General features: G+C 71.0%; 21 protein-coding genes. 12 read left to right on the top strand and 9 right to left on the bottom strand.

Annotation, left to right across the window (positions count from 1 at the left end):
• Positions 1-121: 121 nt before the first annotated feature.
• Genes AB0J76_RS17980 through AB0J76_RS17970 form a run of 3 tightly spaced genes read left to right on the top strand, consistent with a single transcriptional unit; the run spans position 122 to position 2,676 of the window.
• Positions 122-1,018 (top strand): neutral zinc metallopeptidase, encoded by an 897-nt coding sequence (locus AB0J76_RS17980; protein WP_352325903.1) that lies wholly within the window; start codon positions 122-124, stop codon positions 1,016-1,018.
• Between the two features lie 53 nt (positions 1,019-1,071).
• On the top strand, positions 1,072-1,890 hold the full coding sequence (locus AB0J76_RS17975) for a neutral zinc metallopeptidase (protein WP_352325904.1): 819 nt from the start codon (positions 1,072-1,074) through the stop codon (positions 1,888-1,890).
• A gap of 36 nt (positions 1,891-1,926) precedes the next feature.
• Complete coding sequence (locus AB0J76_RS17970) at positions 1,927-2,676, top strand: neutral zinc metallopeptidase (RefSeq protein WP_352325905.1); 750 nt, start codon at positions 1,927-1,929, stop codon at positions 2,674-2,676.
• Here the strand turns inward: AB0J76_RS17970 and AB0J76_RS17965 are convergent.
• The 4 genes from AB0J76_RS17965 to AB0J76_RS17950 are packed head-to-tail and all read right to left on the bottom strand — an operon-like array spanning position 2,673 to position 7,116.
• The gene (locus tag AB0J76_RS17965) at positions 2,673-3,878 is read right to left on the bottom strand and encodes an ROK family transcriptional regulator (RefSeq protein ID WP_352325906.1); all 1,206 of its coding nucleotides are present in this window, start codon (positions 3,876-3,878) and stop codon (positions 2,673-2,675) included. The genes AB0J76_RS17970 and AB0J76_RS17965 overlap by 4 nt on opposite strands.
• A 35-nt stretch (positions 3,879-3,913) precedes the next feature.
• A complete protein-coding gene (locus AB0J76_RS17960; protein ID WP_352325907.1) occupies positions 3,914-5,176 on the bottom strand; it encodes an ABC transporter permease in 1,263 nt (420 codons plus the stop codon).
• On the bottom strand, positions 5,173-5,937 hold the full coding sequence (locus AB0J76_RS17955; RefSeq protein ID WP_352325909.1) for an ATP-binding cassette domain-containing protein: 765 nt from the start codon (positions 5,935-5,937) through the stop codon (positions 5,173-5,175). Before AB0J76_RS17955 ends, AB0J76_RS17960 begins: the two co-directional genes overlap by 4 nt.
• Positions 5,938-5,997: 60 nt before the next feature.
• Positions 5,998-7,116: a substrate-binding domain-containing protein gene (locus tag AB0J76_RS17950; protein WP_352325910.1), complete on the bottom strand. Its 1,119-nt coding sequence runs from the start codon at positions 7,114-7,116 to the stop codon at positions 5,998-6,000.
• Positions 7,117-7,344: 228 nt separating this feature from the next.
• Here AB0J76_RS17950 and AB0J76_RS17945 point away from each other — a divergent pair, with 228 nt between their 5' ends.
• Together AB0J76_RS17945 and AB0J76_RS17940 are read left to right on the top strand one after the other, a co-directional pair.
• Complete coding sequence (locus tag AB0J76_RS17945) at positions 7,345-7,659, top strand: hypothetical protein (protein ID WP_352325911.1); 315 nt, start codon at positions 7,345-7,347, stop codon at positions 7,657-7,659.
• Positions 7,660-7,757: 98 nt separating this feature from the next.
• On the top strand, positions 7,758-8,297 hold the full coding sequence (locus AB0J76_RS17940; protein ID WP_352325912.1) for a DinB family protein: 540 nt from the start codon (positions 7,758-7,760) through the stop codon (positions 8,295-8,297).
• Between the two features lie 21 nt (positions 8,298-8,318).
• On the opposite strand, the gene AB0J76_RS17935 is transcribed toward AB0J76_RS17940, so the two are convergent.
• A complete protein-coding gene (locus AB0J76_RS17935; RefSeq protein WP_364389923.1) occupies positions 8,319-9,008 on the bottom strand; it encodes a sulfite exporter TauE/SafE family protein in 690 nt (229 codons plus the stop codon).
• A gap of 162 nt (positions 9,009-9,170) precedes the next feature.
• Between AB0J76_RS17935 and AB0J76_RS17930 the strand changes: the two genes are divergently transcribed.
• The gene (locus AB0J76_RS17930; RefSeq protein ID WP_352325914.1) at positions 9,171-9,881 is read left to right on the top strand and encodes a neutral zinc metallopeptidase; all 711 of its coding nucleotides are present in this window, start codon (positions 9,171-9,173) and stop codon (positions 9,879-9,881) included.
• Here AB0J76_RS17930 and AB0J76_RS17925 read toward each other — a convergent pair.
• Positions 9,818-10,498 carry a TetR/AcrR family transcriptional regulator C-terminal domain-containing protein gene (locus AB0J76_RS17925; RefSeq protein ID WP_352325916.1) on the bottom strand — a complete coding sequence of 227 codons (681 nt, stop codon included), beginning with the start codon at positions 10,496-10,498 and terminating at the stop codon, positions 9,818-9,820. The two genes, AB0J76_RS17930 and AB0J76_RS17925, sit on opposite strands and share 64 nt — an antisense overlap.
• A gap of 69 nt (positions 10,499-10,567) precedes the next feature.
• Here AB0J76_RS17925 and AB0J76_RS17920 point away from each other — a divergent pair, with 69 nt between their 5' ends.
• Both AB0J76_RS17920 and AB0J76_RS17915 read left to right on the top strand, forming a co-directional pair.
• A complete protein-coding gene (locus AB0J76_RS17920) occupies positions 10,568-11,482 on the top strand; it encodes an ATP-binding cassette domain-containing protein (RefSeq protein ID WP_352325918.1) in 915 nt (304 codons plus the stop codon).
• A gap of 14 nt (positions 11,483-11,496) precedes the next feature.
• Positions 11,497-12,291, top strand: coding sequence for an ABC transporter permease (locus AB0J76_RS17915; protein WP_352325919.1), 795 nt, complete (start codon positions 11,497-11,499; stop codon positions 12,289-12,291).
• A 153-nt stretch (positions 12,292-12,444) separates the two neighbouring features.
• On the opposite strand, the gene acnA is transcribed toward AB0J76_RS17915, so the two are convergent.
• Positions 12,445-15,174: an aconitate hydratase AcnA gene (gene acnA, locus AB0J76_RS17910; protein WP_352327357.1), complete on the bottom strand. Its 2,730-nt coding sequence runs from the start codon at positions 15,172-15,174 to the stop codon at positions 12,445-12,447.
• 145 nt (positions 15,175-15,319) lie between these two features.
• Positions 15,320-16,048, bottom strand: a complete 729-nt coding sequence (locus tag AB0J76_RS17905) for a metal-dependent hydrolase (protein WP_352327356.1) — start codon at positions 16,046-16,048, stop codon at positions 15,320-15,322.
• 311 nt (positions 16,049-16,359) lie between these two features.
• On the opposite strand from AB0J76_RS17905, the gene AB0J76_RS17900 reads away from it, so the two are divergent.
• The 4 genes from AB0J76_RS17900 to AB0J76_RS17885 all read left to right on the top strand — a co-directional run bounded on the left by AB0J76_RS17900 (position 16,360) and on the right by AB0J76_RS17885 (position 19,442).
• The gene (locus AB0J76_RS17900) at positions 16,360-17,094 is read left to right on the top strand and encodes a PadR family transcriptional regulator (RefSeq protein WP_352327355.1); all 735 of its coding nucleotides are present in this window, start codon (positions 16,360-16,362) and stop codon (positions 17,092-17,094) included.
• A gap of 55 nt (positions 17,095-17,149) precedes the next feature.
• On the top strand, positions 17,150-17,635 hold the full coding sequence (locus tag AB0J76_RS17895; protein ID WP_352327354.1) for a DUF1707 domain-containing protein: 486 nt from the start codon (positions 17,150-17,152) through the stop codon (positions 17,633-17,635).
• Positions 17,636-17,728: 93 nt separating this feature from the next.
• Positions 17,729-18,409, top strand: a complete 681-nt coding sequence (locus AB0J76_RS17890; RefSeq protein WP_352327353.1) for a DUF6879 family protein — start codon at positions 17,729-17,731, stop codon at positions 18,407-18,409.
• Positions 18,410-18,575: 166 nt separating this feature from the next.
• The gene (locus AB0J76_RS17885; RefSeq protein WP_352327352.1) at positions 18,576-19,442 is read left to right on the top strand and encodes a CAP domain-containing protein; all 867 of its coding nucleotides are present in this window, start codon (positions 18,576-18,578) and stop codon (positions 19,440-19,442) included.
• Positions 19,443-19,493: 51 nt separating this feature from the next.
• On the opposite strand, the gene AB0J76_RS17880 is transcribed toward AB0J76_RS17885, so the two are convergent.
• A complete protein-coding gene (locus tag AB0J76_RS17880) occupies positions 19,494-21,737 on the bottom strand; it encodes a hypothetical protein (RefSeq protein WP_352327351.1) in 2,244 nt (747 codons plus the stop codon).
• Between the last annotated feature and the right edge of the window lie 10 nt (positions 21,738-21,747).

Below are 21,747 nucleotides of genomic sequence, written 5' to 3'. Positions count from 1 at the left end.
CTCGTTCGCCGTCTGTTCCTTTTCGACGACGCAGAAGAGTCTAGTTCGCCGACGTCTCGCTGACTCCATCGAGTCAAATCCGCCCACCTATGTCCGATCTTGACCTAGTCTTGCAGGACATATGAACTCCGTCCCTAAAGGTAAGGTCGCGGCACTGGTCGGCGCGGCCCTCGCGCTCGCCCTGGCCGCCGCCTCCTTGGTGCTCGTGCTCGCCGACGTCGCCACGACCTCGACCGAGCGCTCGCCGATCAACGAGGCCCAGCAGGTCGCCTCGCCCCCGGCCAAGGCGACCGCCAAGAGCAAGGGGCCGGCCACCTCCGGCGGCAGGAAACTGGCCACGGCCAACCCGCTGTACAAGACCGGCAAGCTGGTGGACGTGAACTGCGAGCCCGGCGACCTGCCCCCGGGCAGCATGATCGCCTACCGGCGGTACCTCACCCGGGTCACGAACTGCCTGAACAAGACGTGGGCGGCCCAGTTCCGCAAGGCGGGCCTGCCGTTCACCAAGCCGCGCCTGCGCATCATCACCAAGAAGGTCAGGACGCCCTGCGGCGCGTGGAACACCGGCGCCGACGGCGTCTACTGCTCCACGGATCGCACCATGTACCTGATGATCAGCCGCGACCAGCTCCGCAACCCGTTCCCGCTCGGCATCACCCGCCTGGTCGCCCACGAGTACGGCCACCACGTCCAGCAGGCCTCCGGCATCTGGAACTACTACTGGACGGCCAGGAACACCGCGAGCAAGGCCAGGCGCCTGCAGTTGTCGCGCAACTCCGAGCTCCAGGCCGAGTGCTTCTCCTCCATCTTCATGAGCACGATGAAGGAGTCCCCGCTGGTCACGCAGTCCGACTGGGCCTACACGGTGGAGTGGTTCTACAAGAACGGCGCCAAGGGCTGGCCGCAGAACGACCACGGCAAGGGCCCGACGCAGGCGGCCTGGATGACCAGGGGCTTCAACCGGGGCGCGCCGGGCTCCTGCAACACGTGGGCGGCGGCTGCACGAAACGTCCAGTGACGTCTGGCATTTCTGCTTTACCTGGATGTCCCTGTTTTGTAGTGTGCCTTCCCATGCGTACCCCCCGATTGGCGATCATCACCGGAGCCCTGGCGAGCGTCTTCGTCGCCGGTACGGCCCACGCCGCCGTGGCCGCACCGGCGAGCAAGCCGGCCCTGGCGAAGAACCCGATCCACAAGACCGGCCGGCTCGCGCTCAGGACGTGCGAGGAGCCGCCGGTCCAGTCCGGGACCGAGGACGAGGCGCGGGTCTACTTCGAGGCGGTGCTCGAATGCCTCGACAAGGCCTGGGGCCCGAAGGTCAAGCAGGCGGGCTTCGCCTTCGGCAAGCCGAAGTTCCGGGTGATCACCAAGGCGGGCGCCCCCACGGGCTGCGGCCCCTTCCCGGGCGACGAACAGGCGCAGGCGCTGTACTGCCCGGTCAACAAGACGATGACCCTCCTGCTCAGCCCGAACGTCGTGGCGAAGCCGTCGGACCCGGTGCTGATGCTGGTCGTGGCGCACGAGTACGGCCACCACGTCCAGAAGCTCACCGGCATGCTCCGGCACGACAAGCACGGCGCGTACGTCCTGGCCAACCCGCGGAGCCTGGAGCCGGTGCGCCGCGCCGAGCTGCAGGCCGAGTGCTACGCCGGGGCGTTCATGGGCAGCGTCTGGGACTCGCTCGGCCGTAGCCAGAAGGAGTTCGACTCCCTGCTCAAGGGCACGCACGACCGGTTCGACGTGAGCGCGCTCGGCATCAAGACGCGCTCCTCGGCCGACCTGAGCCACGGCTCGGACGCCAACGTCGTGTGGTGGCTCAAGCGCGGCTTCACCGGCAGGTCGGCGGGCTCCTGCAACACCTGGGCCGCCCCCAAGAGCAGGGTCAGCTAAGCCTAAGTCGTACAAACTCCTCTAAGATCCGCGATCGTGCGCATTCCCCTCATGGCGCTCGCCATGTGCATGATCGCGGTTCTTCTGTCGCCGGCTCCGTCGGCCGCGGCGGGCCGCCCGGCACGAGGGGGGTTGTCGGCCGCGCCGGCCGTCTCGCGGGAGCGCCTGGCCTGCGCGGTCCCCGCCATCAGGACGGGCAGCGCCGCCTCGCTCAAGTCGTTCCACCGGGCCATGGCCAGGTGCGCCGACCGGTTCTGGGCCGGCCGGTTCGCGGCCGCGGGCCTGACCTACACCCCGCCCACGGTGACCGTCACCACCGGCGGCGACTCGGTCTGCGGCCGGATCACCGCCAACGGCGCGCAGTACTGCCCGGTGCAGCGCACGATCGTCATCCGCATCATGAAGCACGACCTGGACGACCCGTTCCGGATGAACATCGCGCACTCCGTCGCGCACGAGTGGGGACACCACGTCCAGGAGCTCACCGGCGTGCTGGACGCGCAGAACGCCCTGTACCAGCCCGCCTCCACGGGGGCCCGCACCCTGCTCAGCCACCGGCTGGAGATGCAGGCCGAGTGCTTCGCCGGCGTCTTCTACAACGCCGCGCTCACCTCGATCGAACCCGACGTCACCTGGCGCGAATGGCTGGACGCCGTCCGCCGGGCGGACTACAGCAAGATCCACGGCCGCCCGCGCAACCTGGCCTACTGGCAGAACCGCGGCTACCGCGACGGCTCCGCCGCCGCCTGCGACACCTGGACGGCCCCCCAGGCCCGGGTGCGCTAGGAGCTGACCCTGGCCAGCACTTCCAGCGGGTCGGCCAGCACGTGGGCGAAGGCCAGCTCGGCCGCCCCGACCAGGGTCACGTGGTCGCCGAGCGCCGAGGTGCGCAGCCGTACGTGCTCGCGCTGGGGGGCCATGGCGTGCAGCGCCAGCCGGGTGCGGACCTGCGCCGCCGAGCCGAGGTAGACCTCCCGCAGCATGCCCCCGAAGATCACCATCTCCGGGTTGAAGATGTTGACCAGGTTCGCCACGCCGAGCCCGAGCCAGTCGCCGACCCGGCTCAACGCCTCCTGCGCGACGATGTCGCCCCGGTCGGCCGCGTCGACCACGGCGCGGACCGCGTCGCGGCCGTGCTGGCCGGGCCCGAAGCGGCCGGCCAGCTCCAGCAGCGCCCGCTCCCCCACCTCGGCCTCCAGGCAGCCGTGCGAGCCGCAGGAGCACTCGCGGCCGCCGGGGTTGACGACCATGTGGCCGACCTCGCCGCCGTAGCCGTCGAAGCCGCCGAGCAGGTGGCCGCCGGTGATGATGCCGCCGCCGATGCCCACGTCGCCGTGCAGGCAGATGAGGTCGCGCACGCCCACGCCGAGGCCGCGGCTGTGCTCGGCCAGGGCCGCCAGGTTGGCGTCGTTGCCCACGCTGACCGGCAGCCCGAGGCCCAGCCTGCGGCCCAGCTCCTCGCCGAACGGCACGTCGTGGGCCATCAGGTTGGGCCCGAACGTCACCACGCCGTCGCCCTTGCGCACCCCGCCGGACACGGCGGCGGCGGCGCCGACGCACACGGTGTCGTCGCGCGTCTTGCGCCGCATCTGCCTGGCGAACCCCGACAGCACCCCGGCCAGCTCGTCGAGGGCGAACCTGCCCCGGTCGCGGGTGGTCTCCCTGCGGTCGAGGATGACGCCGCCCAGCCCCACCCGCGCCGCCACGAGCCGGTCGGGGCCCACGTCGAACGCGAACACGTAGACGCGCGCCGACTCCGGGCGCACCACCAGCGAGGGCCGGCCGGCCCGGCCGGTCTCGCGCGGCAGCTCCTCCCGCACCAGCCCGGCGGCGGTGAGGTCGGACGTCAGCGCCATGATGGTGCTGCGGTTGAGCCCCATCTTCGAGGTCAGCTCGGCGCGCGAGATCGGCCCGCCCAGATGGACATGGCGAAGCAGCGCGCCGAGATTGTGGCGCCTGATGTCCTCCTGGGACGGTCCGGCACGCATCGTCTGGGGTTCCTTCAGGGGCTGCGGGTCGCTGATCACCTTAGACCAGCAGCAGCCGCCCGCTTGCGCGCCAGGGCGTCGACGCCTGCGGCGAGCAGCAGCACGCACCCGGTGACCAGGTACTTGACGCTCGCACCGTAGCCCATCAGGCCCATGCCGTTCTCGATCACGGCCACCACGGCGCCGCCGAGCACCGCGTCGAGCACCCGCCCCTTGCCGCCGAACAGGCTGGTGCCGCCGATGACGGCCGCGCCGACCGCGTACAGCAGCACCGAGCTGCCGCCCGTGTTCGGGTCGACCGAGCTGGCCCTGGAGGCGGCCACGATCCCGCCGACCGCCGCCATCGCGGAGCAGATCACGAACGCCGCGATCTTGATGCGGTCGACCGGGATGCCCGCCCGCCGCGCGGCCTCGGTGTTGCCGCCGACCGCGTACAGGTGCCGGCCGAACGCCGTGCGCCGCAGCACCAGCGTCCACACGACCAGCAGCACGACGATCACCGGCACCACGATCGGCACCCCGGTGAGCGAGACCAGCGCGGGGTTGCGGCTGCGCTCCAGGTTGAGCACGTAGACCGCGAGCCCGCCGAGCAGCGCCAGGGCGCCCACACGGGCTGCGATGAGCGACAGCGGGTCGGCGACCAGGCCGCGCGCCGACCGGTTCCTGGCCCGCAGGAGCTGCACGGCCGCGAAACCGGCCACGCACACCGCGTACAGGATCCAGCCGAGCAGCGGCGGCAGGTTCTTGTTGGCGACGGCGACGATCACGCTGTCCCGGACGGAGATGTTCGTGCCCTCGTTGACCAGCACCAGCACCAGGCCCTGGAAGGCCAGGAAGGCGGCCAGCGTGACCACGAACGACGGTATGCCGACCTTGGCCACCAGCGTGCCGAGCACGATCCCGATGAGCACGCCGGTGGCGATGGCGGCCAGCACGCAGACGTACCAGGGCAGGCCGAAGGTGGCCAGCGTGACGGCGAGCACCGCCGCGCAGACGCCGCTGGCGAAGCCGGCCGACAGGTCGATCTCGCCCAGCAGCAGCACGAAGACCAGGCCCATGGCGATGAGCGTGACGTTCGCGCCCTGGGTGAACAGGTTGGCGAAGTTGATCGAGGTGACGAAGGCGGGCCGGGCCAGGGCGAAGACCGTGCAGAGCACGACGAGGCCGAGCACGGCGGGCAGTGCGCCCATGTCGCCGCCCCGGACGCGCTCCCAGTACGCCCGCACGCTGTGCGCGATCGACGGGGACTGCGCGGCGACGACGATGGCCTCGCCCGGGAGTTCCTTGACCTTGCTCATGGGGTGACCCCGTTCTTGAGGCCGAGTTCGCCGCTGCGACCCGAGGTGATCAGTTCGACGACCTGGGCGTGCGTCACGTCGGCGGTCTTGACCTGGGCGGCCATCCTGCCGAGGTAGAGCGCCGCGATCCGGTCGGAGACGGCGAACACGTCGTTCATGTTGTGCGAGATGAGGACGACCGCGAGGCCCGTGTCGGCCAGCCTGCGCACGAGTTCGAGCACCTGCGCCGTCTGGGCCACGCCGAGGGCCGCGGTGGGCTCGTCGAGGATGACGACCTTGCTGTTCCACAACACGGCCTTGGCGATCGCGACGGTCTGCCGCTGCCCGCCGGACAGGCTGGAGACCTGCTGCCTGATGGACTTCACCGTGCGCACGGACAGGCTGCTGAGCGTCTTCTCGGCCAGTTCCTCCATGCTGTCCTCGTCGAGCAGGAAGCCGTTCTTGCGTTCCCTGCCGAGGAACATGTTCTGGACGATGTCGAGGTTGTCGCAGAGCGCCAGGTCCTGGTAGACGATCTCGATGCCGAGCTCGCCCGCGTCCCGGGGGGTGTGGACGGTGACCTGGCGGCCGTCGAAGAGGATCTGGCCGGAATCGATGGGGTAGATGCCGCCGATGCACTTGACCAGCGTCGACTTGCCGGCGCCGTTGTCGCCGACCAGCGCCGTGACCTCGCCGGGGTAGGCGGAGAACTCGACCTCGTGCAGCACCTTCACCGGACCGAAACTCTTGTCGATCCCGCGCACTTCGAGGAGGGGGGTCATGGGGCTCCCTAAAGAGGGGCGCGGCCTCGCGCCGGTGGCACCCGGCCGCGCCCGTCCATGCTATTGAATTCCGGCCTCAGTGCACTTCTTGGCGAAGTCGGCGGTGCAGAGCTCCTCCTTGGTGACGTAACCGTCGGCCACGACGTCCTTGACGTTGTCGAAGGTGATGGCCTGCGGCTCCAGCAGCTCGGAGGGCACGTCCTGGCTGGTCTCGGGGTCCTTGACGCTGGCGCTCGCCGTGGGCTTCTCGCCCTTGGCCAGCGCGACGGCGAGCTTGGCCCCGGCGTCGGCCTCCTTCTTGACCGCCTTGTAGACCGTCATGCACTGGTCGCCCGCCAGGATGTTCTGCAGGCCCTGGACCGTGGCGTCCTGGCCGGTGACCGGCACCTTGCCGTTGAGGTTCTGCTTCTTCAGCACGGTGATGGCGGCGTTGCCGAGGCCGTCGTTGGCGGCCAGCACGCCGGCGATCTTCGGCTGCTGGGTGAGCATCTGCTCGAAGATCGTCCCGGCCTGGGTGTTGTCCCAGTCGGGCACGGCCTGGTCGGGGCCCTTGACGTACTCGCCGGAGTCGAACTTGGGCTTGAGCACGCCGTCGTAGCCGTTCTTGAACAGGGTCGCGTTGTTGTCGGTCGGCGAGCCGTTCAGGTAGGCGACGATGGGCTTGTCGGCCTTCTTGTCGGCCAGGCACTTGCTCAGGCCCTCGCCCTGGAGCGTGCCGACCTTGGTGTTGTCGAAGCTGACGTAGTAGGCGGCGCCGCCGCCCAGCGTCAGGCGGTCGTAGTCGATGGTGGCCACGCCCTGCGACTTGGCCTTCTCGATCACGGCCTTGCCGCTGCCGCTGTCCAGGTTGACGATCATCAGGACGGTGGCCCCGTTGGTGATCATCTGGTCGGCGATGGTCTGGAACGCCGTCTTGTCGTTCTGGGCGTTCTGGATGTCGTACTGGACGCCGGCGGCCTTGAACGCCTCTTCCAGGTACTTGCGGTCCGCCGTCTCCCAGCGCGCCGACGACTTGCTGTCCGGGAGGATGACGCCGATCTTGCCGGCCTTCGCGGGCTGCGTCGCCGAGGCGGAGGAGGTCGAGGTGGTGCCGGTCTGACCGCTTTCGCCCCCGCAGGCGGTGAGACCGAGGGCGAGCGTCGCCGCCGCGGCGGTCAGGCTGAGGATCCCCTTGCGCATGATGCAGGGTCCTTTCTTCCGGAGGGGCCCGGATGAATGTTGTTTGCGGCAACGTATTCCGCCACGGCCTGCTTTGGAAGACCCTTCCGTCCGGCAGTTTGTTGTTTCCGGTAACAATCCAGAAACACGGACCCACAGCCTGGTAATGCAGAGTAACTGCTTGGCTACTTATTGTGACTGTTGAGGCTCGTGAGGATGGAGGGGCCCCCGAAACGAAAGGACCCGACCATGCGCAACCGTGCCCGTCCGGCCGCGTTGACCCTGGCCCTCGCCTGCGCGACCGTCCCGCTCCTCGCGCCCGCGCCCGCCCTGGCGGCGACCGGCCAGGTCGTCGTCTTCCAGGCCGAGCTCGTGCCCCTGGAGATCTACGACGACCCCAGCGGCTGCACCAGGCTGCCCCTCGCCGCGCACGTGCTGAGCAACCAGACCGACCGGCCCGTGCGCGTCCACGGCGACCCGTTCTGTCTCGGGCCGTCCGTCACGGTCCAGCCGGGTTTCGGCAGCCACGTCCCGGCCGGGTCGGGGAGCTTCTCCGTCGCCTAAGCGATCGCCGTACCGCGAGCGGCCCGCGGTGGCCGCTCGCTCAGCGGCGCGAGCATACGGAAGGGGCGGGAATCGCCCTGCCGTTAGACTGCCCGACCATGACCGAACTGGACGAGCAGGGACGCCCGGAACCGCCCCTCCTGGGCGACGAGGTCGAGACCCTTCTGGGCTTCCTCGACTTCCTGCGGGCCACCCTGGAGTGGAAGTGCTCCGGCCTCGACGCCGCGGGCCTCGACGCCACCACCGGCGCGTCCTCGCTGACGCTCGGCGGCATGCTCAAGCACCTGGCCTACGTCGAGGACCACTGGTTCTCCCGCCGTCTGCACGGGAACGACCCGCACGCCCCCTGGGACACCGTCGACTGGACGGCCGACCCCGACTGGGACTGGCACTCCGCCGCCCACGACTCCCCCGACGAGCTGCGCGCACTCTGGCGGGACGCGGTGGCCCGCTCGCGCGCCCTGACCGCCGAGGCGCTGGCCTCCGGCGGGCTCGACCAGCCCGCCCAGCGCCCCTGGCCGGACGGCCGCCGCCCCCACCTGCGCTGGATCCTCGTCCACATGATCGAGGAGTACGCCCGGCACAACGGTCACGCCGACCTCATCCGCGAGTCCGTCGACGGGCAGACCGGCGAGTAGCCCGGCGAGTAGCCCGGCGGGTCAGGTGAGCAGGCTCTGCGCGATCAGGGCCAGCGCCGACGCGGTGGCCACGACCAGGACGGCCGTGCGCACCTTGCCGCCGTCCAGGTGGCGCCGCAGCGGCCGCGACGCCAGGAAGCCCAGGATCATCGGCACGATCAGGATCGCGCCCGTGGCCAGCGCGCGGCCGGGCAGGTGGCCGACGAACGCCAGGATGCCGATCGACTGCGCGGCGCTGAGGAAGAAGAACATCGCCAGGGTGGCCCGGATCTGCGGCCCCTTGGCATTCTGGTACACCAGCGCCAGAGGCGGGCCGCCGATGCCCGTGGCGGTGCCGGTGACCCCGGACGCGAAGCCGGCGCCGGTGATCGTCGCGCCGTTGCGCACGACGCTGACCGTACGCGCGGTGAGCCCGACCGCCAGCAGCACCATCACCCCGACCAGCACCCCCAGCGCCTGGACGGAGACGTACACGACGATGACGGCGCCGACGGCGCTGCCGGGGACCCGGCCCAGCAGCGCGAACCCCAGCCCCCGCCAGTCCACCCGGCGCCACTCGGCGGCCAGGGTGAACAGCGGCAGCGTCATGTTGACCACCTGGATCGCGCCGGGCATCAGGCTGTGGTCGAGCATCGTCAGCACGGGCGCGGCCACCAGCCCCAGCCCGAACCCCACGCTTCCCTGAACGACCGCCCCCAGAAAAACCGCCACACTTCCGACAAGCAGCACCAATCCCGCATCGCTCACGCGCGAAAGTCAACCACCCTCACGCGGAGTCACCCCCGCTGGACAGCCCACCCACCGAACGGACGCGCCCCACGGAGCCGGGCTGGACGGCGGGAAGGCTCTCGGTGAAGCCTTATGCTGCTCACCGTGCACTCCCCCGCCCCGCGTGCCCTCGTCGTCCTCGTCGCCCTGTCGGTGCTGGCGGTCGTCCTCCAGGCCGGGCCCGCGGAGGCCGCCGCGGCGCCGAGGCTCGGCCGGTCGGCGTGCCCCGAGACGCCGATGAGCTCAGGCGGGATCCCCCGGAGCCGCGAATACCTCACAGCGATCATGAAATGCCTGGACAGGTCGTGGTCCGCCTATTTCAAGCGCACCGGCCGGACGTTCCGCAAGCCCGTCGTCCGCTACTACGACGAGCCGGTGCGCGAGGTGTGCGGGCTCGCCTGGCCCGCGCACGCGGCGGCCTTCTACTGCATCGGCCGCGACACCCTCGTCCTCCCGCTGACCGGCGGCTGGATCGAGGGCCGCGCCGACCTCTACCCGTTCAAGGTCGCCGCCCACGAGTACGGCCACCACGTGCAGAGCCTCCTCGGCGTGCGCAAGGGCACGCAGAGCCGGCGCTACGAGCTCCAGGCCGACTGCCTGGCCGGCGCGTTCCTGGGCAGCGTGTGGCCGTCGCTGAGCCGTACCCGGCAGGACTGGACGGCGCTGCTCGACGCCACCAGGGCCGCCGGCGACGAGGGCGAGGAGCACACCCACGGCACCGGGGCCAACCGCGTGCGCTGGCTGGACCGCGGCTACCGGGCGGTCTCGCCAGCGGCCTGCGACACCTGGTCGGCCCCCGCCTCCCGGGTCTCCTGACGGTCGAGGCGGCCCTGCATGCCGTCGAGGATGAGCCGCAGCCCGTCCTCGAAGGAGCGTTCCCCCTGCGGGTCGCCCACCTCCGCCAGCCCCGCGGTCAGCCGGGGGTGGGCCCGCTGGAAGGCGGCCATGTCGGGCATGGCGCCGCCGGCGTCCGGGCGGGTCCGGTCGGCCTGCTCCTCCAGCACGAACCCGGCGACGTACACGCTCATCGCGAACAGCCCGCGGACGGCGTCGCCCACCGCGAACCCGGCCGACTCCAGGGCCGCCACCGACCGCTCCACCACCTCGAACAGCACCGGTGACGGCCGGGTGCCGGCCACCAGCCGGGCGCCGTCGCGGTAGGAGTTGAGCATCGCCCGGTCGCGGTGGGCATGGTCCCTCATCCACTCGCGCCAGGCGGCGGGCTCGGTGAGCGCGGGGCGGGCCATGTGGGCGGCGGTCATCGCCTCGGCCATCGCGTCGAGAAGCTCCTGCTTGTTCTTGAAGTGCCAGTAGAGCGCGGGCGCCTGGACGCCCAGCTCGCCCGCGAGCCGCCGCAGCGTGAGCCCGTCGAGCCCGGTCTCCTGCAGCAGCCGCAGCGCCGCGGCCACGATGGTGCCCTTCTCAAGTGCCACGGTTGACAGCTTAACAACGTTCAATGCATCCTCGAAGCGTTGGATTTAACGCCGTTAAGGAGCCTCGCGATGATCCACGCGGAGGGTTTGCGGAAGCGGTACGCGGCCACGGAGGCGCTCAGGGGCATCGACCTCGACGTCCCGGCCGGCACGGTGTGCGGGCTGCTCGGTCCCAACGGAGCAGGCAAGACGACGACCGTGCGCATCCTGGCCACCCTGCTCCAACCGGACGGCGGCCGGGCCGAGGTCGCCGGGCTCGACGTGGTGCGCGACGCGGCCCGGCTGCGCTTCCGCATCGGCCTGGCCGGCCAGCACGCCGCCGTGGACGAGCTGCTGACCGGCCGGCGCAACCTGGAGCTGTTCGGCCGCCTCTACCACCTGCCCAGGGCGCGGGCCAGGAGCAGGGCCGATGAGCTGCTGGAGCGGTTCGGGCTGGCCGCGGCCGGGCGGCGGCTGGTCAGGACGTACTCGGGCGGCATGCGGCGGCGGCTCGACCTGGCCGCGAGCCTGATCGTCGCGCCGCCCGTGTTGTTCATGGACGAGCCGACCGCGGGGCTCGACCCGCGCAGCCGCCGCGAGCTCTGGGACGCGCTGCGCGACCTGGTCCGCGAGGGCACCACGCTGCTGCTCACCACCCAGTACCTCGACGAGGCCGACCACCTGGCGGACCAGGTCGTGGTGCTGCGCGAGGGGCGGGTCGCGGCGGCGGGCTCCCCCGGCGCGCTCAAGAAGCAGGTCGGCGGCGACCGCGTGCAGATCGTCTTCCACGACCCCGGCGACGCGGCCGCGGCCCTCCGCACGCTCGGGACCGCGTCCGACCTCGCCTGCGAGCCGGGCGGGACCCGGGTGACCCTGCCGGCGCCCGACGGCGCCCAGTCGCTGGTCCGCGTCGCCCGCGCGCTCGACGTGGCCGGGATCGCCGTCGAGGACCTGGCGCTGCGCCGTCCGACGCTCGACGAGGTCTTCCTCCACCTGACCGCATGACAGGAGCCACGAGCATGAACCTGCGCTGGACCGTCACCGACTCCCTGACCATCGCGGGCCGCACGTACTCGCGGTGGAAGGCCCAACCCGGGGAGATCGCCGGGTTCCTGGTGTTCCCCATCATCATGACCGTGCTGTTCGGGTACGTCTTCGGCAGCGCGATCACCCTGCCCGGCGGCGGCGACTACCGCAGCTTCCTGATGCCGGGCATCTTCATGCAGGTCATGGCCATGACGGCGACCGCGGCCGCCACGGCGGTGGCCGAGGACATGGAACGCGGGATCATCGACAGGTTCCGCGCGCAGCCCATCGCCCGCAGCGCCGTGCTCATCGGGCGCAGCGTGGCCGACCTGTCGATGCACCTGATGTCGCTGGCCGCCATGGTCGCGGCGGCCGTGCTGCTGGCCGGCTGGCGTGCGCACGGCTCCCCGGGCGAGACGGCGGCGGCGTTCGGGCTGCTGGCGCTGTTCGGCCTGGCGATGATCTGGGTGGGCACCTGCATCGGCCTGTACGTGCGCAGCGGCACGCAGGCCGACGCGGCCACGTTCGGCTGGCTGTTCCCGATGACCTTCCTGGCCAACACGTTCGTGCCGACCGAGGGCCTGCCCGCCTGGCTGCGGCCGGTCGCCGACTGGAACCCGATGAGCGCGACCGTGGCCGCCGCCCGCCGCCTGTTCGGCAACCCCACCTCGGCGGGGTCGGTCTGGCCGCTGCAACATCCGGTCGCGGCGAGCCTGCTGTGGTCGGTGGCGCTCATCGCCGTCTTCGCCCCGCTGGCGACCCACCGTTACCGCACGTCCAGCCGGTGAGACCCCGCTGAACGGCGGAGAGCCGCCCGGCGGAGGGTGTTCCGCCGGGCGGCTCTCACGGGTCGGGTGAAACCCCCGATGCGGGCGCGTGAGGATCCGCGCCCCGTCCCCGGCCCGCGTCCGGCTCTTGACCGGGCGCGGGCGCGGGAAGTTCTACTTGGCCAGCAGCGAGCGCAGGACGTACTGCATGATGCCGCCGTGCCGGTAGTAGTCGGCCTCGCCGGGCGTGTCGATGCGGACGACCGCGTCGAACTCGACGTCGCCGGCCTTGACGTGCACGGTGGCGGGGATGCCGCCACCGTTGAGCGCCTCGACGCCGGTGATGTCGAACGTCTCCTCGCCGGTCAGCCCGAGCGAGGCCGCCGTGGCGCCCTCGGGGAACTGCAGCGGGAGCACGCCCATGCCGATCAGGTTGGAGCGGTGGATGCGCTCGTAGGACTCGGCGATCACGGCGCGCACGCCGAGCAGCGCGGTGCCCTTGGCCGCCCAGTCGCGCGAGGAGCCCGAGCCGTACTCCTTGCCCGCCAGCACCACCAGCGGCGTGCCGGCCTCGGCGTAGTTGACCGAGGCGTCGTAGATGAACGACACCGGGCCGTCGGGCTGGGTGAAGTCGCGGGTGTAGCCGCCCTCGGTGCCCGGCGCGATCTGGTTGCGCAGGCGGATGTTGGCGAACGTGCCGCGGATCATCACCTCGTGGTTGCCGCGCCGCGAGCCGTAGGAGTTGAAGTCGCGCACCTCGACGCCGTTGGCCTGGAGGTACTGGGCCGCGGGGGTGCCGACCTTGATCGAGCCGGCCGGGGAGATGTGGTCGGTGGTGACCGAGTCGCCGACCTTGACCAGCACGCGGGCGCCCGAGATGTCGGTCACCGGCTCCGGCTTCTCCGGCATGCCCTCGAAGTAGGGCGCCTTGCGCACGTACGTGGAGGACGGGTCCCACTCGAAGGTGTCGCCGGTCGGGATCGGCAGCGACCGCCAGTGGTCGTCGCCCTTGAACACGTCGGCGTAGTCGCGCTCGAACATGTCGCGGCCGATCGAGGAGTGGACCACCGAGGCGATCTCCTCCGGCGCGGGCCAGACGTCGCGCAGGAACACCGGCTGCCCGTCGGAGCCGAGGCCGAGCGGCTCGTTGTCGAGGTCGATGTCCATCGTGCCGGCCAGCGCGTACGCCACCACGAGCGGCGGCGAGGCCAGGTAGTTCATCTTGACGTCGGGGTTGATGCGACCCTCGAAGTTCCGGTTGCCGGACAGGACCGCGGTGACCGCGAGGTCGTTGGCCTGGATGGCGTCGGAGATCTCGGTGGGCAGCGGGCCCGAGTTGCCGATGCAGGTGGTGCAGCCGTAGCCGACCAGGTTGAAGCCGATCTTGTCGAGGTACGGCTGCAGCCCGGAGCGCTCGAAGTAGCCGGTGACGACCTGCGAACCCGGGGCCAGCGAGGTCTTGACCCACGGCTTGCGGGTCAGGCCCTTCTCGACGGCGTTGCGGGCCAGCAGCGCCGCGCCGAGCATGACGTACGGGTTGGAGGTGTTGGTGCACGAGGTGATCGCGGCGATCGACACGATGCCGTGGTCGATCTCGAACGACGTGCCGTCGGCCAGCGTGACCGGGACCGGCTTGTGCGGCCGGCCGCCGTCGGCGCGGGCGTTGGAGGCGGGCGCGTCGGAGGCCGGGAAGGACTCCTCGCCCTCCTCGTCGACGCCGTCGGCCACGTAGTTCTGGACGTCGCGGCGCCAGGCGTCCTTGGCCGCCGACAGCTCGATGCGGTCCTGAGGACGCTTGGGGCCGGCGATCGACGGGACGACCGTGCCGAGGTCGAGCTCGATGTACTCGGAGAAGACCGGCTCGGGGCCCTGCGGGTCGAGCCAGAGGCCCTGGGCCTTGGCGTACGCCTCGACCAGCGCGACCTGCTCCTCGGAGCGGCCGGTCAGGCGCAGGTATTCGACGGTCTGGCCGTCGATCGGGAAGATGGCGCAGGTGGAGCCGAACTCGGGGCTCATGTTGCCGATCGTGGCCCGGTCGGCCAGCGGTACGGAGGAGACGCCCTCGCCGTAGAACTCGACGAACTTGCCGACCACGCCGTGCTTGCGCAGGATCTCGGTGATCGTCAGGACCAGGTCGGTGGCGGTGGCGCCGGCGGGCAGCTTGCCGCTGAGCTTGAAGCCGACCACGCGCGGGATCAGCATGGAGATCGGCTGGCCGAGCATGGCGGCCTCGGCCTCGATGCCGCCGACGCCCCAGCCCAGCACGCCGATGCCGTTCTCCATCGTGGTGTGGGAGTCGGTGCCGACGCAGGTGTCGGGGTAGGCCTTGCCGTCGCGGATCATGACGACGCGGGCCAGGTGCTCGATGTTGACCTGGTGGACGATGCCGGTGCCGGGCGGCACGACCTTGAACTCGTCGAAGGCCGTCTGGCCCCAGCGCAGGAACTGGTAGCGCTCGCGGTTGCGCTCGTACTCGCGCTCGACGTTGCGCTGGAAGGCGTCGGGGTGGCCGAAGTAGTCGACGATGACGGAGTGGTCGATGACCATCTCGGCGGGCGCGAGCGGGTTGATCCTGGCGGCGTCGCCGCCCAGGTCGCGCACGGCCTCGCGCATGGTGGCCAGGTCGACCACGCAGGGGACGCCGGTGAAGTCCTGCATGATGACGCGGGCCGGGGTGAACTGGATCTCCACGCTGGGCGTCGCGGCCGGGTCCCAGCCGCCGAGCGCCCGGATGTGGTCGGCGGTGATGTTGGCGCCGTCCTCGGTGCGGAGGAGGTTCTCCAGCAGGATCTTCAGGCTGTACGGGAGGCGTGCGGCGCCCTCGACGGCGTCAAGCCGGAAAATCTCGTACGACGCGTCGCCGACGCGTAGCGTGTCACGGCTGCCGAAGCTGTTCGCGGACACGGTGATTCGCCTCCTCCATCAGACAATTGCTCAGTTGAATCCTGCCGCACCCACGGAACGACACGTACGTTAGGTGAACCTAACCTGCGGGGCTCGCGGCGGATGTCTCGACGTCAAGATATTACTACGGTATCTCGACATCAAGTTAAAGCGGGGCGAGCCGCCAGAAGAGCAGGCCGATGATGGCGACGGAGAGGATCGGCGCGAGGATCTTCTGCTCGAACTTCTTGCCGGTCTTGATGCCGATCTTCCACGGCAGCACGAACTTGGCGCCGAGCGGCCACAGCACCGGGCAGCCCCGTTCCGTCATGCAGTCGCCGACGACGTGGATCAGGCAGCCGACCCCCACGGCCAGCCCGAGCCAGGCGTAGCCGACGTTCAGCGAGAGGAACACGGCGTAGAGCCCGGCCGTCAGGCCGATGTTGATCATGATGGACCCGGCCTTGTTTCCCGGGATGCCGATGCCGATCGCCCGCAGGGCCAGCCCGATCATCAGCACGACCGTGATGTCACGGGCGATCGGATAGGAGTTGACCAGCCAGTGGACGCCGAACCCGAGCGCCGCCGCGAAGGCCAGCGAGTGCGTCATGCCGCGGTGGCCGCCGCTGATCCAGGACACGAACTTGCTGAGCAGCCAGGTGACCGGGCCGAAGGTCTGGGCGATGGTCGCGCTGGGATGGTCGAGGTCGGGCAGCATGGCCGCCCCCGCGCAGACCAGGGCGCCGGCGATCAGCTCGGCCGGGCCGAGCGCGCCGGCCATGATGCCGGTCTCGATGAACCGGGAGCTCTCGTTCAGCAGCGGCAGTGCGGCGAGCGGCGGCGCCAGCGCCAGCCACGCGATCGCCCCGGTCATCGCGTGCGTGTGCCCCATCATGATCGGGACTGTATTGCAAAGAGCCGCTTTACGCGGAGATCCCGGCCGCCAGGTTCTGCTGACGCTGGAACGGTCCGCCCGAAAACACCCGCAAACGCAGACGAGGTCGTCTCCGCGGCGACAGCACCCCCCAGCCCTGCCGACGCGGAACGACCTCGTCTGCTCTGTTCAACGGCGGACATCCCAAGACTGTTCCCCAATTCCGCAACTTTTTCGTGATCTGGCTCACTCTGCGCCCTGCCTTGCCAACGAAACAGTAGCGATATATCTTTGACGCATCGAGAACAGATCGCGATATAGGGAGAAAGAACATGACTTACGCACACGCAGCGGGCGACCAGTGGTTCGGCCCTCGGGAGAACCTGCGCGCGGCCCGCGAGAAGCTGAGGGCCATCGCCGACGCCTTCGAGCAGATGGGCGGCCATCACCACCATCACCGGGGCGGCGGCGGGCCGGGCGAGCGCAGGCAACGCGGCCGGCGCGGCGGGCCGGGCGGACCGTTCCCGTTCGACTTCGGCCGCGGCGGCCCCTTCGGCCAGGGCGGGCCCTGGGGCGGGCACCACGGCTGGGGCGGCGGCCGGGGCCGTAAGGCCAAGCGGGGCGACGTCCGCGCCGCGATCCTGGCCCTGCTGGCCGAGGAGCCGCGCAACGGCTACCAGATCATCCAGGAGATCGCCGAGCGCAGCGAGGGCGGCTGGAAGCCCAGCCCCGGCGCCGTCTACCCGGCGTTGCAGCAGCTCACCGACGAGGGCCTGGTGATCGCCGAGGAGAACGAGGGCCGCAAGACCTTCCGCCTCACCGACGAGGGCCGCGCCTACATCGACGCGCACACCGACGAGGTCCGCGCCCCCTGGGACGAGATGCGTCCGGACATCGACGACAACACCGCCGATCTCTGGCACATCGCCCGACAGTCGGCATTCGCCATGATGCAGGTTCTCCAGACCGGAAACGACGCACAAATCCGCGAAGCGCGTAAGACTCTGGTTGAGACCCGGCGCAAGCTCTACCAGATCCTGGCCGACGGCGAACCGGGCGAGGAGTAACCAGGTGACCGGCTCCGCAGCGACAGGCCGGTTCGGGGAGAGCGAGGAACCAGACATGGACCACAACGATCTCCGCATCGGCGACGCCGAGCGCGAGCAGACGATGGCGGCCCTGCGCGAGCACTTCGCCCAGGGCCGCCTGACCCACGAAGAGCTCGACGAACGCCTCGACCGGGCGCTGGCCGCCAAGACGGTCCGCGACCTGTCCCAGGTGACGGCCGACCTGCCCGGCTCGTCCCCCTCCTACGCCCACCCTCAGCAGATGCCCCAGTTCGACCGGGACGCCTGGCGCCAGGCGATGAGGGCGCACCGCCACCAGATGCAGACCATGCGCCACGCGCAGGCCGGCCGTCCGTGGCACGACCATTCCCGCCGTCACTGGCGCGGCCACCGCGGTCCCGCCCCGCTGCTGCCCTTCCTGATCGTCTTCGGGGTGCTGGGGCTGGGCTTCGGGTTCGGCCTCTTCAAGATCCTGCTGGCGGTCTTCCTGGTGGCCACCGTGTTCAACCTGGTGCACCGCCGCTTTCACTACCGCGGGTGACCTTCGCGTCCCTTCGTGACGTTGGGCCTTGACCAGAATCAACTGACATTTCATGATCTGGCGGGCGGATCTGACCGAACGAAGGGGCGTCGTATGACCGAGCCGGGTTCCGTGGCGGCCCTCACGAATCCGTTCGCCGCGGTGGGCGGCGCCGACGCACTCGTCCTGGACGCGCCCGGCTACCTGGCGGCCTTCGAGCGCGACCACGCGGGCTGCGTCGTCCCGCTGTGGAAGCTGGAGCGCGCCCAGAGCTTCTACGAGCCGGACGTGGCGAGCTGGCGGGCCATGATGGACGGCGACTGGGCCGGCTCGCTCTCGCTGGCCGAGCAGATGGCGCCGCTGGTGGCCGGCTACTTCCGCCACCGGATGCCGGTGCGCCGGGTGCGCGTGGTGGAGTTCCCCGTCAGCGCGTATCTGCAATGGGAGATGCACCTGCTGGACATGCGGGCCAGGGCGGGCTCCCCCTGCCGGGTGGTGCCCGCGGCGCGCGTGGCCGCCCTCGAACCGGTGCCCGAGCTGGTGATCTTCTCCCCCGACCTGATGTACGAGGTCCTCTACGACGAGCACGGCGGCGGCCGCGGCGGCCGCCGCATCACCGATCCCGGCGTGATCGGCCCCTGCCTGCGGGCGGTCCGGCAGCTGTTCGCCGAGGGCGAGGACGTGCGCGACTTCCACCGGCGGGAGATCGTGCCGCTGCCGCCGCCGTCGGTCACCGACGAGATGCGGGCCGCGGTGCCCCCGTACGCCCACCGGACGGAGGAGTTCCGGGTCTGAGCGCGCCCGGGATTCCGGCCCGCGGCTGGAACGGGCCACGACGCATCTACTGACACTTTGGTTTACCCGGACATCAAGGGAATTTCGCAAATTTCGTGACACGTGGGTTGCGGTCCTACCAGAATGCGGTGCGATCCAGCGTCCATCGCAACTGGAGGAAGCCCCCATGCGCAGACCCCTAGGGGTACTCGCCGGCCTGGTGAGCCTGGCTGCACTCGGCACGCCGACCCCGGCGCACGCCGCGACGGCAGCCGCGGCCGGCGGCGAGGCCGCCGGCCGCTGCCGGGTCACCGTGGCCACGCCTCGCGTCAACGACACCGCTCAGATCGTCTCCTCCGCCGCCCGTCAGGGCTGCCGTACGGACGCGCTGCTGCGCGTGCGGCTCAAGCGCGCCGTCCCGGGCGCCGACCCCGTCGTCAAGAGCGGCGCCACCCGGTCCGGCAGCGTCGCGCTCACCCTCCCCTGCGCGCCCGGCGTCTACTACGCGGTCGCCACCGACCACCGGGGCCGCGGTGCCACGTCCAGGGCGGTCCGGCTGACCTGCGCCCCGGCCCCGACGCCCACGGCGCCCCCCAAGCCCACCCCGACGGCCACCGGCACCCCGGCTCCCCAGCCGACCGCGACCGGCCCCGCCGGCACGGTGGGCACCGCCGAGGAGAACGAGGTCCTGCGCCTGGTCAACGCCGAGCGCGCCAAGGGCGGCTGCCGCCCGCTCAAGCACGACGCCCAGCTGCGCGCCGCGGCGTACGGCCACTCCGCCGACATGGCCGCCAAGGGCTACTTCGACCACACCTCGCAGGACGGCCGCAGCTTCATGGACCGCATCAGGGCGGCCGGCTTCACCGGCGGGACCGCCTTCGCCGAGAACATCGCCAAGGGCCAGGCCACCCCGGCCGCCGTGATGAACTCCTGGATGAACAGCTCGGGCCACCGGGCCAACATCATGAACTGCCGGTACACGGTGATCGGCGTGGGCGCGGCCAGGAAGGGCCAGGGCCCCGTCCACTGGACGCAGGACTTCGCGGCCAGGTAGCCCTCGGCGGGTGCCCCGCGCCGCGCGGGGCACCCACGGGTCAGACGCGGGTCAGACGCGGGTCAGCAGGACGTTCCCGTCGCCGGCCTTCCTGACCACGATGACCGCGTACAGCCCGGTCACCTTCGGATCGCTGATGGTCAGGCGTTCCATCTTGTTCGGGCCGCCGCTCGCGGACTTGCGGGCGGCGGAACGCGGCAGGCCCCACACGGCGGGGTCGGGCGCCATCACGAACAGGTCGACGTCCTGCCCGTTGCGCGGCACGACCGTGAGCGTGGCGGGCACGCCCTTCTCGATCCACGTCGTGCGCACCTCGGCCAGCCGGCCGGCGGCGATGGGGAACTCCTGCGGCGTCCCGGCCTCCAGGTTGCCCGCGGGCGCCTCGGTCACCTCCATCGCGTACTCCTCGTAGTCGGCGTCGGAGCTGACCGAGTTGACGAACCAGTTGCGGGTGGCGGGGCTGGGCTGCACGGCGACGAAGTCCGCGCTGGTGGCGGTCCAGTCGGCGCTCCTGACGGCGTCGCCGCCGGCGTTGGGCGTCGTGGCCAGGTCCACGTCCGCGCCGTCCGGTCCGGTGACGGCGGCGATCACGTGCCACCTGTCCGGGGTGGTCATGAAGGCGGTCTGGAGCGGGACGTTGGCGGGCCGGCGCACCGGGGTCCGGTCGGTCAGGTTCTCCACGAAGTCGGCGCTGATGGCGTTCTGGAACATCGCCCCTTCGGTCAGGTCGTAGTGCTGGGCGCCGAACGCGGTCAGGAAGTGGGCGAGGTCCTGGGCGGCCAGCTTCCTGAAATGGGCCACGACGCCCTCAGGACCGATGCCGCCGATGTCCCAGTACTTCTCGTCGCGCGTCCCGGAGTCGGCCAGGTCGAGGAGCACGCCGGCGACGCGGCCCTCGGTCTTGGCCGCCTCCGCGCCGGTCGGCCAGCCCTCGCTGAACCAGCGCGGGCTCTCCAGGTCGATCGCCGACGTGGGCCACCGGTAGTGCGTGTCGTCGTAGGTCTGGACGGCGATCCAGTCGGCCCAGCCTTCCTTCCACGCGCAGACCGGGCTGATCATCGGCCTCTTCATGTAGTGCTCTCCGCACCCGCCGGCGACCGACGGCATGGCGCCGTAGGTGTAGTCCATGATGAAGTGCCCCAGCTCGTGGGGGACGGTCATCTTCTCCAGGTGCTCCGAGGCGTCCAGGTTGATCTGGAACCGGTCCAGGCATTCCTTCCCGTTGCCGCCCCAGCAGTAGTACGACGTGTGCAGGACCTTGTCCGGCCGCCAGATCAGCATCACGGACTGGCAGTTCGCCTCGCCCGGCTTCCAGCAGTCGTCGGCCGGGTCGTTCAGCCAGCCGGTGTAGGCCTTCCACGTGTCGTAGGCGGCCGAGTGCAGGCGGAACGCCCCCTCCATCGGGTCGCCGGCCGCGCTGCGGTAGTCGATGACGGTGGCCGACGTGCCGGGAGGGACGTCCTGAGTGACCGGACCGGCGTCGGTGTAGACGTCGCCGGACTTCTCCGAGAAGCGCACGGACCAGTAATTGCTGATCGGGCTGACCTCGATGTTGACGTCCTGGCCCGTGCCGTCCTCCTCGGTGCCCGGGAAGCACAGCTGGTAGCCGCCGGTGGCGTCGGTCTCGGCCCAGCCGAGGCTTTGCCGGCCGTTCGTGTCGGTGTCGAACGCGTCCACCTCGGCCATGGGCACGCCGCCGATGGTTCCGTCCGTCCTGAGGTAGGTGACGCGCCCCTGCACGCACGTGTCGAAGGCCGCCACCGCCCTCGCGGTCCTGTCCGTACGGCGCCCGCGGCCCTCGCGCGGCATGCCGAACACCGACGACCGCTCGCCCACGGTGACGTAGGCGAGCCCGTCGGACGAGGGCCCCGGACGCCCGTCGCGGGCCTGGACGCGTACGGAGGCGGGCCCGGGCCTGACCGCCGTGACGACGCCCTCGTACCGGACCGTCCGGCCCGCGCGGGCCCGCCAGGTCCGGGTCGCCCGGTCCACCGGGCTGCGGCCGATCGTCGCGGCGGCGCGGTCGAGCCCGGCGGGCGGGGTCGCCCACTTCAGGGTGTCCGGCAGCTCGATGATCGTGGTCGCGTCGGATATGTCCTGCTTCGGGGTCACCTCGACGGTGAGCTTCGCGCTCTGCCCCACGGCGGGGGCACGGTCGAGCGAGACATTGACGGTGAAACAGTCCCCCGGGACGCAGGACGGCTGTCCCGGGGCGGCGGCCTGGGCCGGGGCCGTGGTGAGTCCCACGGCCGCCAGCAGCCCCGCCAAGGTGGTCGCCATCAGTCGGCGTGACATCGGCATGTCT

It is taken from the genome of Nonomuraea sp. NPDC049624, from assembly GCF_040675255.1.
GTDB lineage: Bacteria > Actinomycetota > Actinomycetes > Streptosporangiales > Streptosporangiaceae > Nonomuraea.
Note: the sequence above shows the minus strand (reverse complement) of the source record. Positions and strands in the feature narration are given on the sequence as shown.

Coding starts and splice junctions, on each gene's coding strand:
- AB0J76_RS17960 (WP_352325907.1), bottom strand. CDS start 5,176: ATGAGCAAGGTCAAGGAACTCCCGGGCGAGGCCATCGTCGTCGCCGCG.
- AB0J76_RS17950 (WP_352325910.1), bottom strand. CDS start 7,116: ATGCGCAAGGGGATCCTCAGCCTGACCGCCGCGGCGGCGACGCTCGCC.
- AB0J76_RS17915 (WP_352325919.1), top strand. CDS start 11,497: ATGAACCTGCGCTGGACCGTCACCGACTCCCTGACCATCGCGGGCCGC.
- AB0J76_RS17975 (WP_352325904.1), top strand. CDS start 1,072: ATGCGTACCCCCCGATTGGCGATCATCACCGGAGCCCTGGCGAGCGTC.
- AB0J76_RS17920 (WP_352325918.1), top strand. CDS start 10,568: ATGATCCACGCGGAGGGTTTGCGGAAGCGGTACGCGGCCACGGAGGCG.
- AB0J76_RS17890 (WP_352327353.1), top strand. CDS start 17,729: ATGACCGAGCCGGGTTCCGTGGCGGCCCTCACGAATCCGTTCGCCGCG.
- AB0J76_RS17955 (WP_352325909.1), bottom strand. CDS start 5,937: ATGACCCCCCTCCTCGAAGTGCGCGGGATCGACAAGAGTTTCGGTCCG.
- AB0J76_RS17880 (WP_352327351.1), bottom strand. CDS start 21,737: ATGTCACGCCGACTGATGGCGACCACCTTGGCGGGGCTGCTGGCGGCC.
- AB0J76_RS17895 (WP_352327354.1), top strand. CDS start 17,150: ATGGACCACAACGATCTCCGCATCGGCGACGCCGAGCGCGAGCAGACG.
- AB0J76_RS17940 (WP_352325912.1), top strand. CDS start 7,758: ATGACCGAACTGGACGAGCAGGGACGCCCGGAACCGCCCCTCCTGGGC.
- AB0J76_RS17885 (WP_352327352.1), top strand. CDS start 18,576: ATGCGCAGACCCCTAGGGGTACTCGCCGGCCTGGTGAGCCTGGCTGCA.
- AB0J76_RS17905 (WP_352327356.1), bottom strand. CDS start 16,048: ATGATGGGGCACACGCACGCGATGACCGGGGCGATCGCGTGGCTGGCG.
- AB0J76_RS17900 (WP_352327355.1), top strand. CDS start 16,360: ATGACTTACGCACACGCAGCGGGCGACCAGTGGTTCGGCCCTCGGGAG.
- AB0J76_RS17945 (WP_352325911.1), top strand. CDS start 7,345: ATGCGCAACCGTGCCCGTCCGGCCGCGTTGACCCTGGCCCTCGCCTGC.
- AB0J76_RS17980 (WP_352325903.1), top strand. CDS start 122: ATGAACTCCGTCCCTAAAGGTAAGGTCGCGGCACTGGTCGGCGCGGCC.
- AB0J76_RS17965 (WP_352325906.1), bottom strand. CDS start 3,878: ATGCGTGCCGGACCGTCCCAGGAGGACATCAGGCGCCACAATCTCGGC.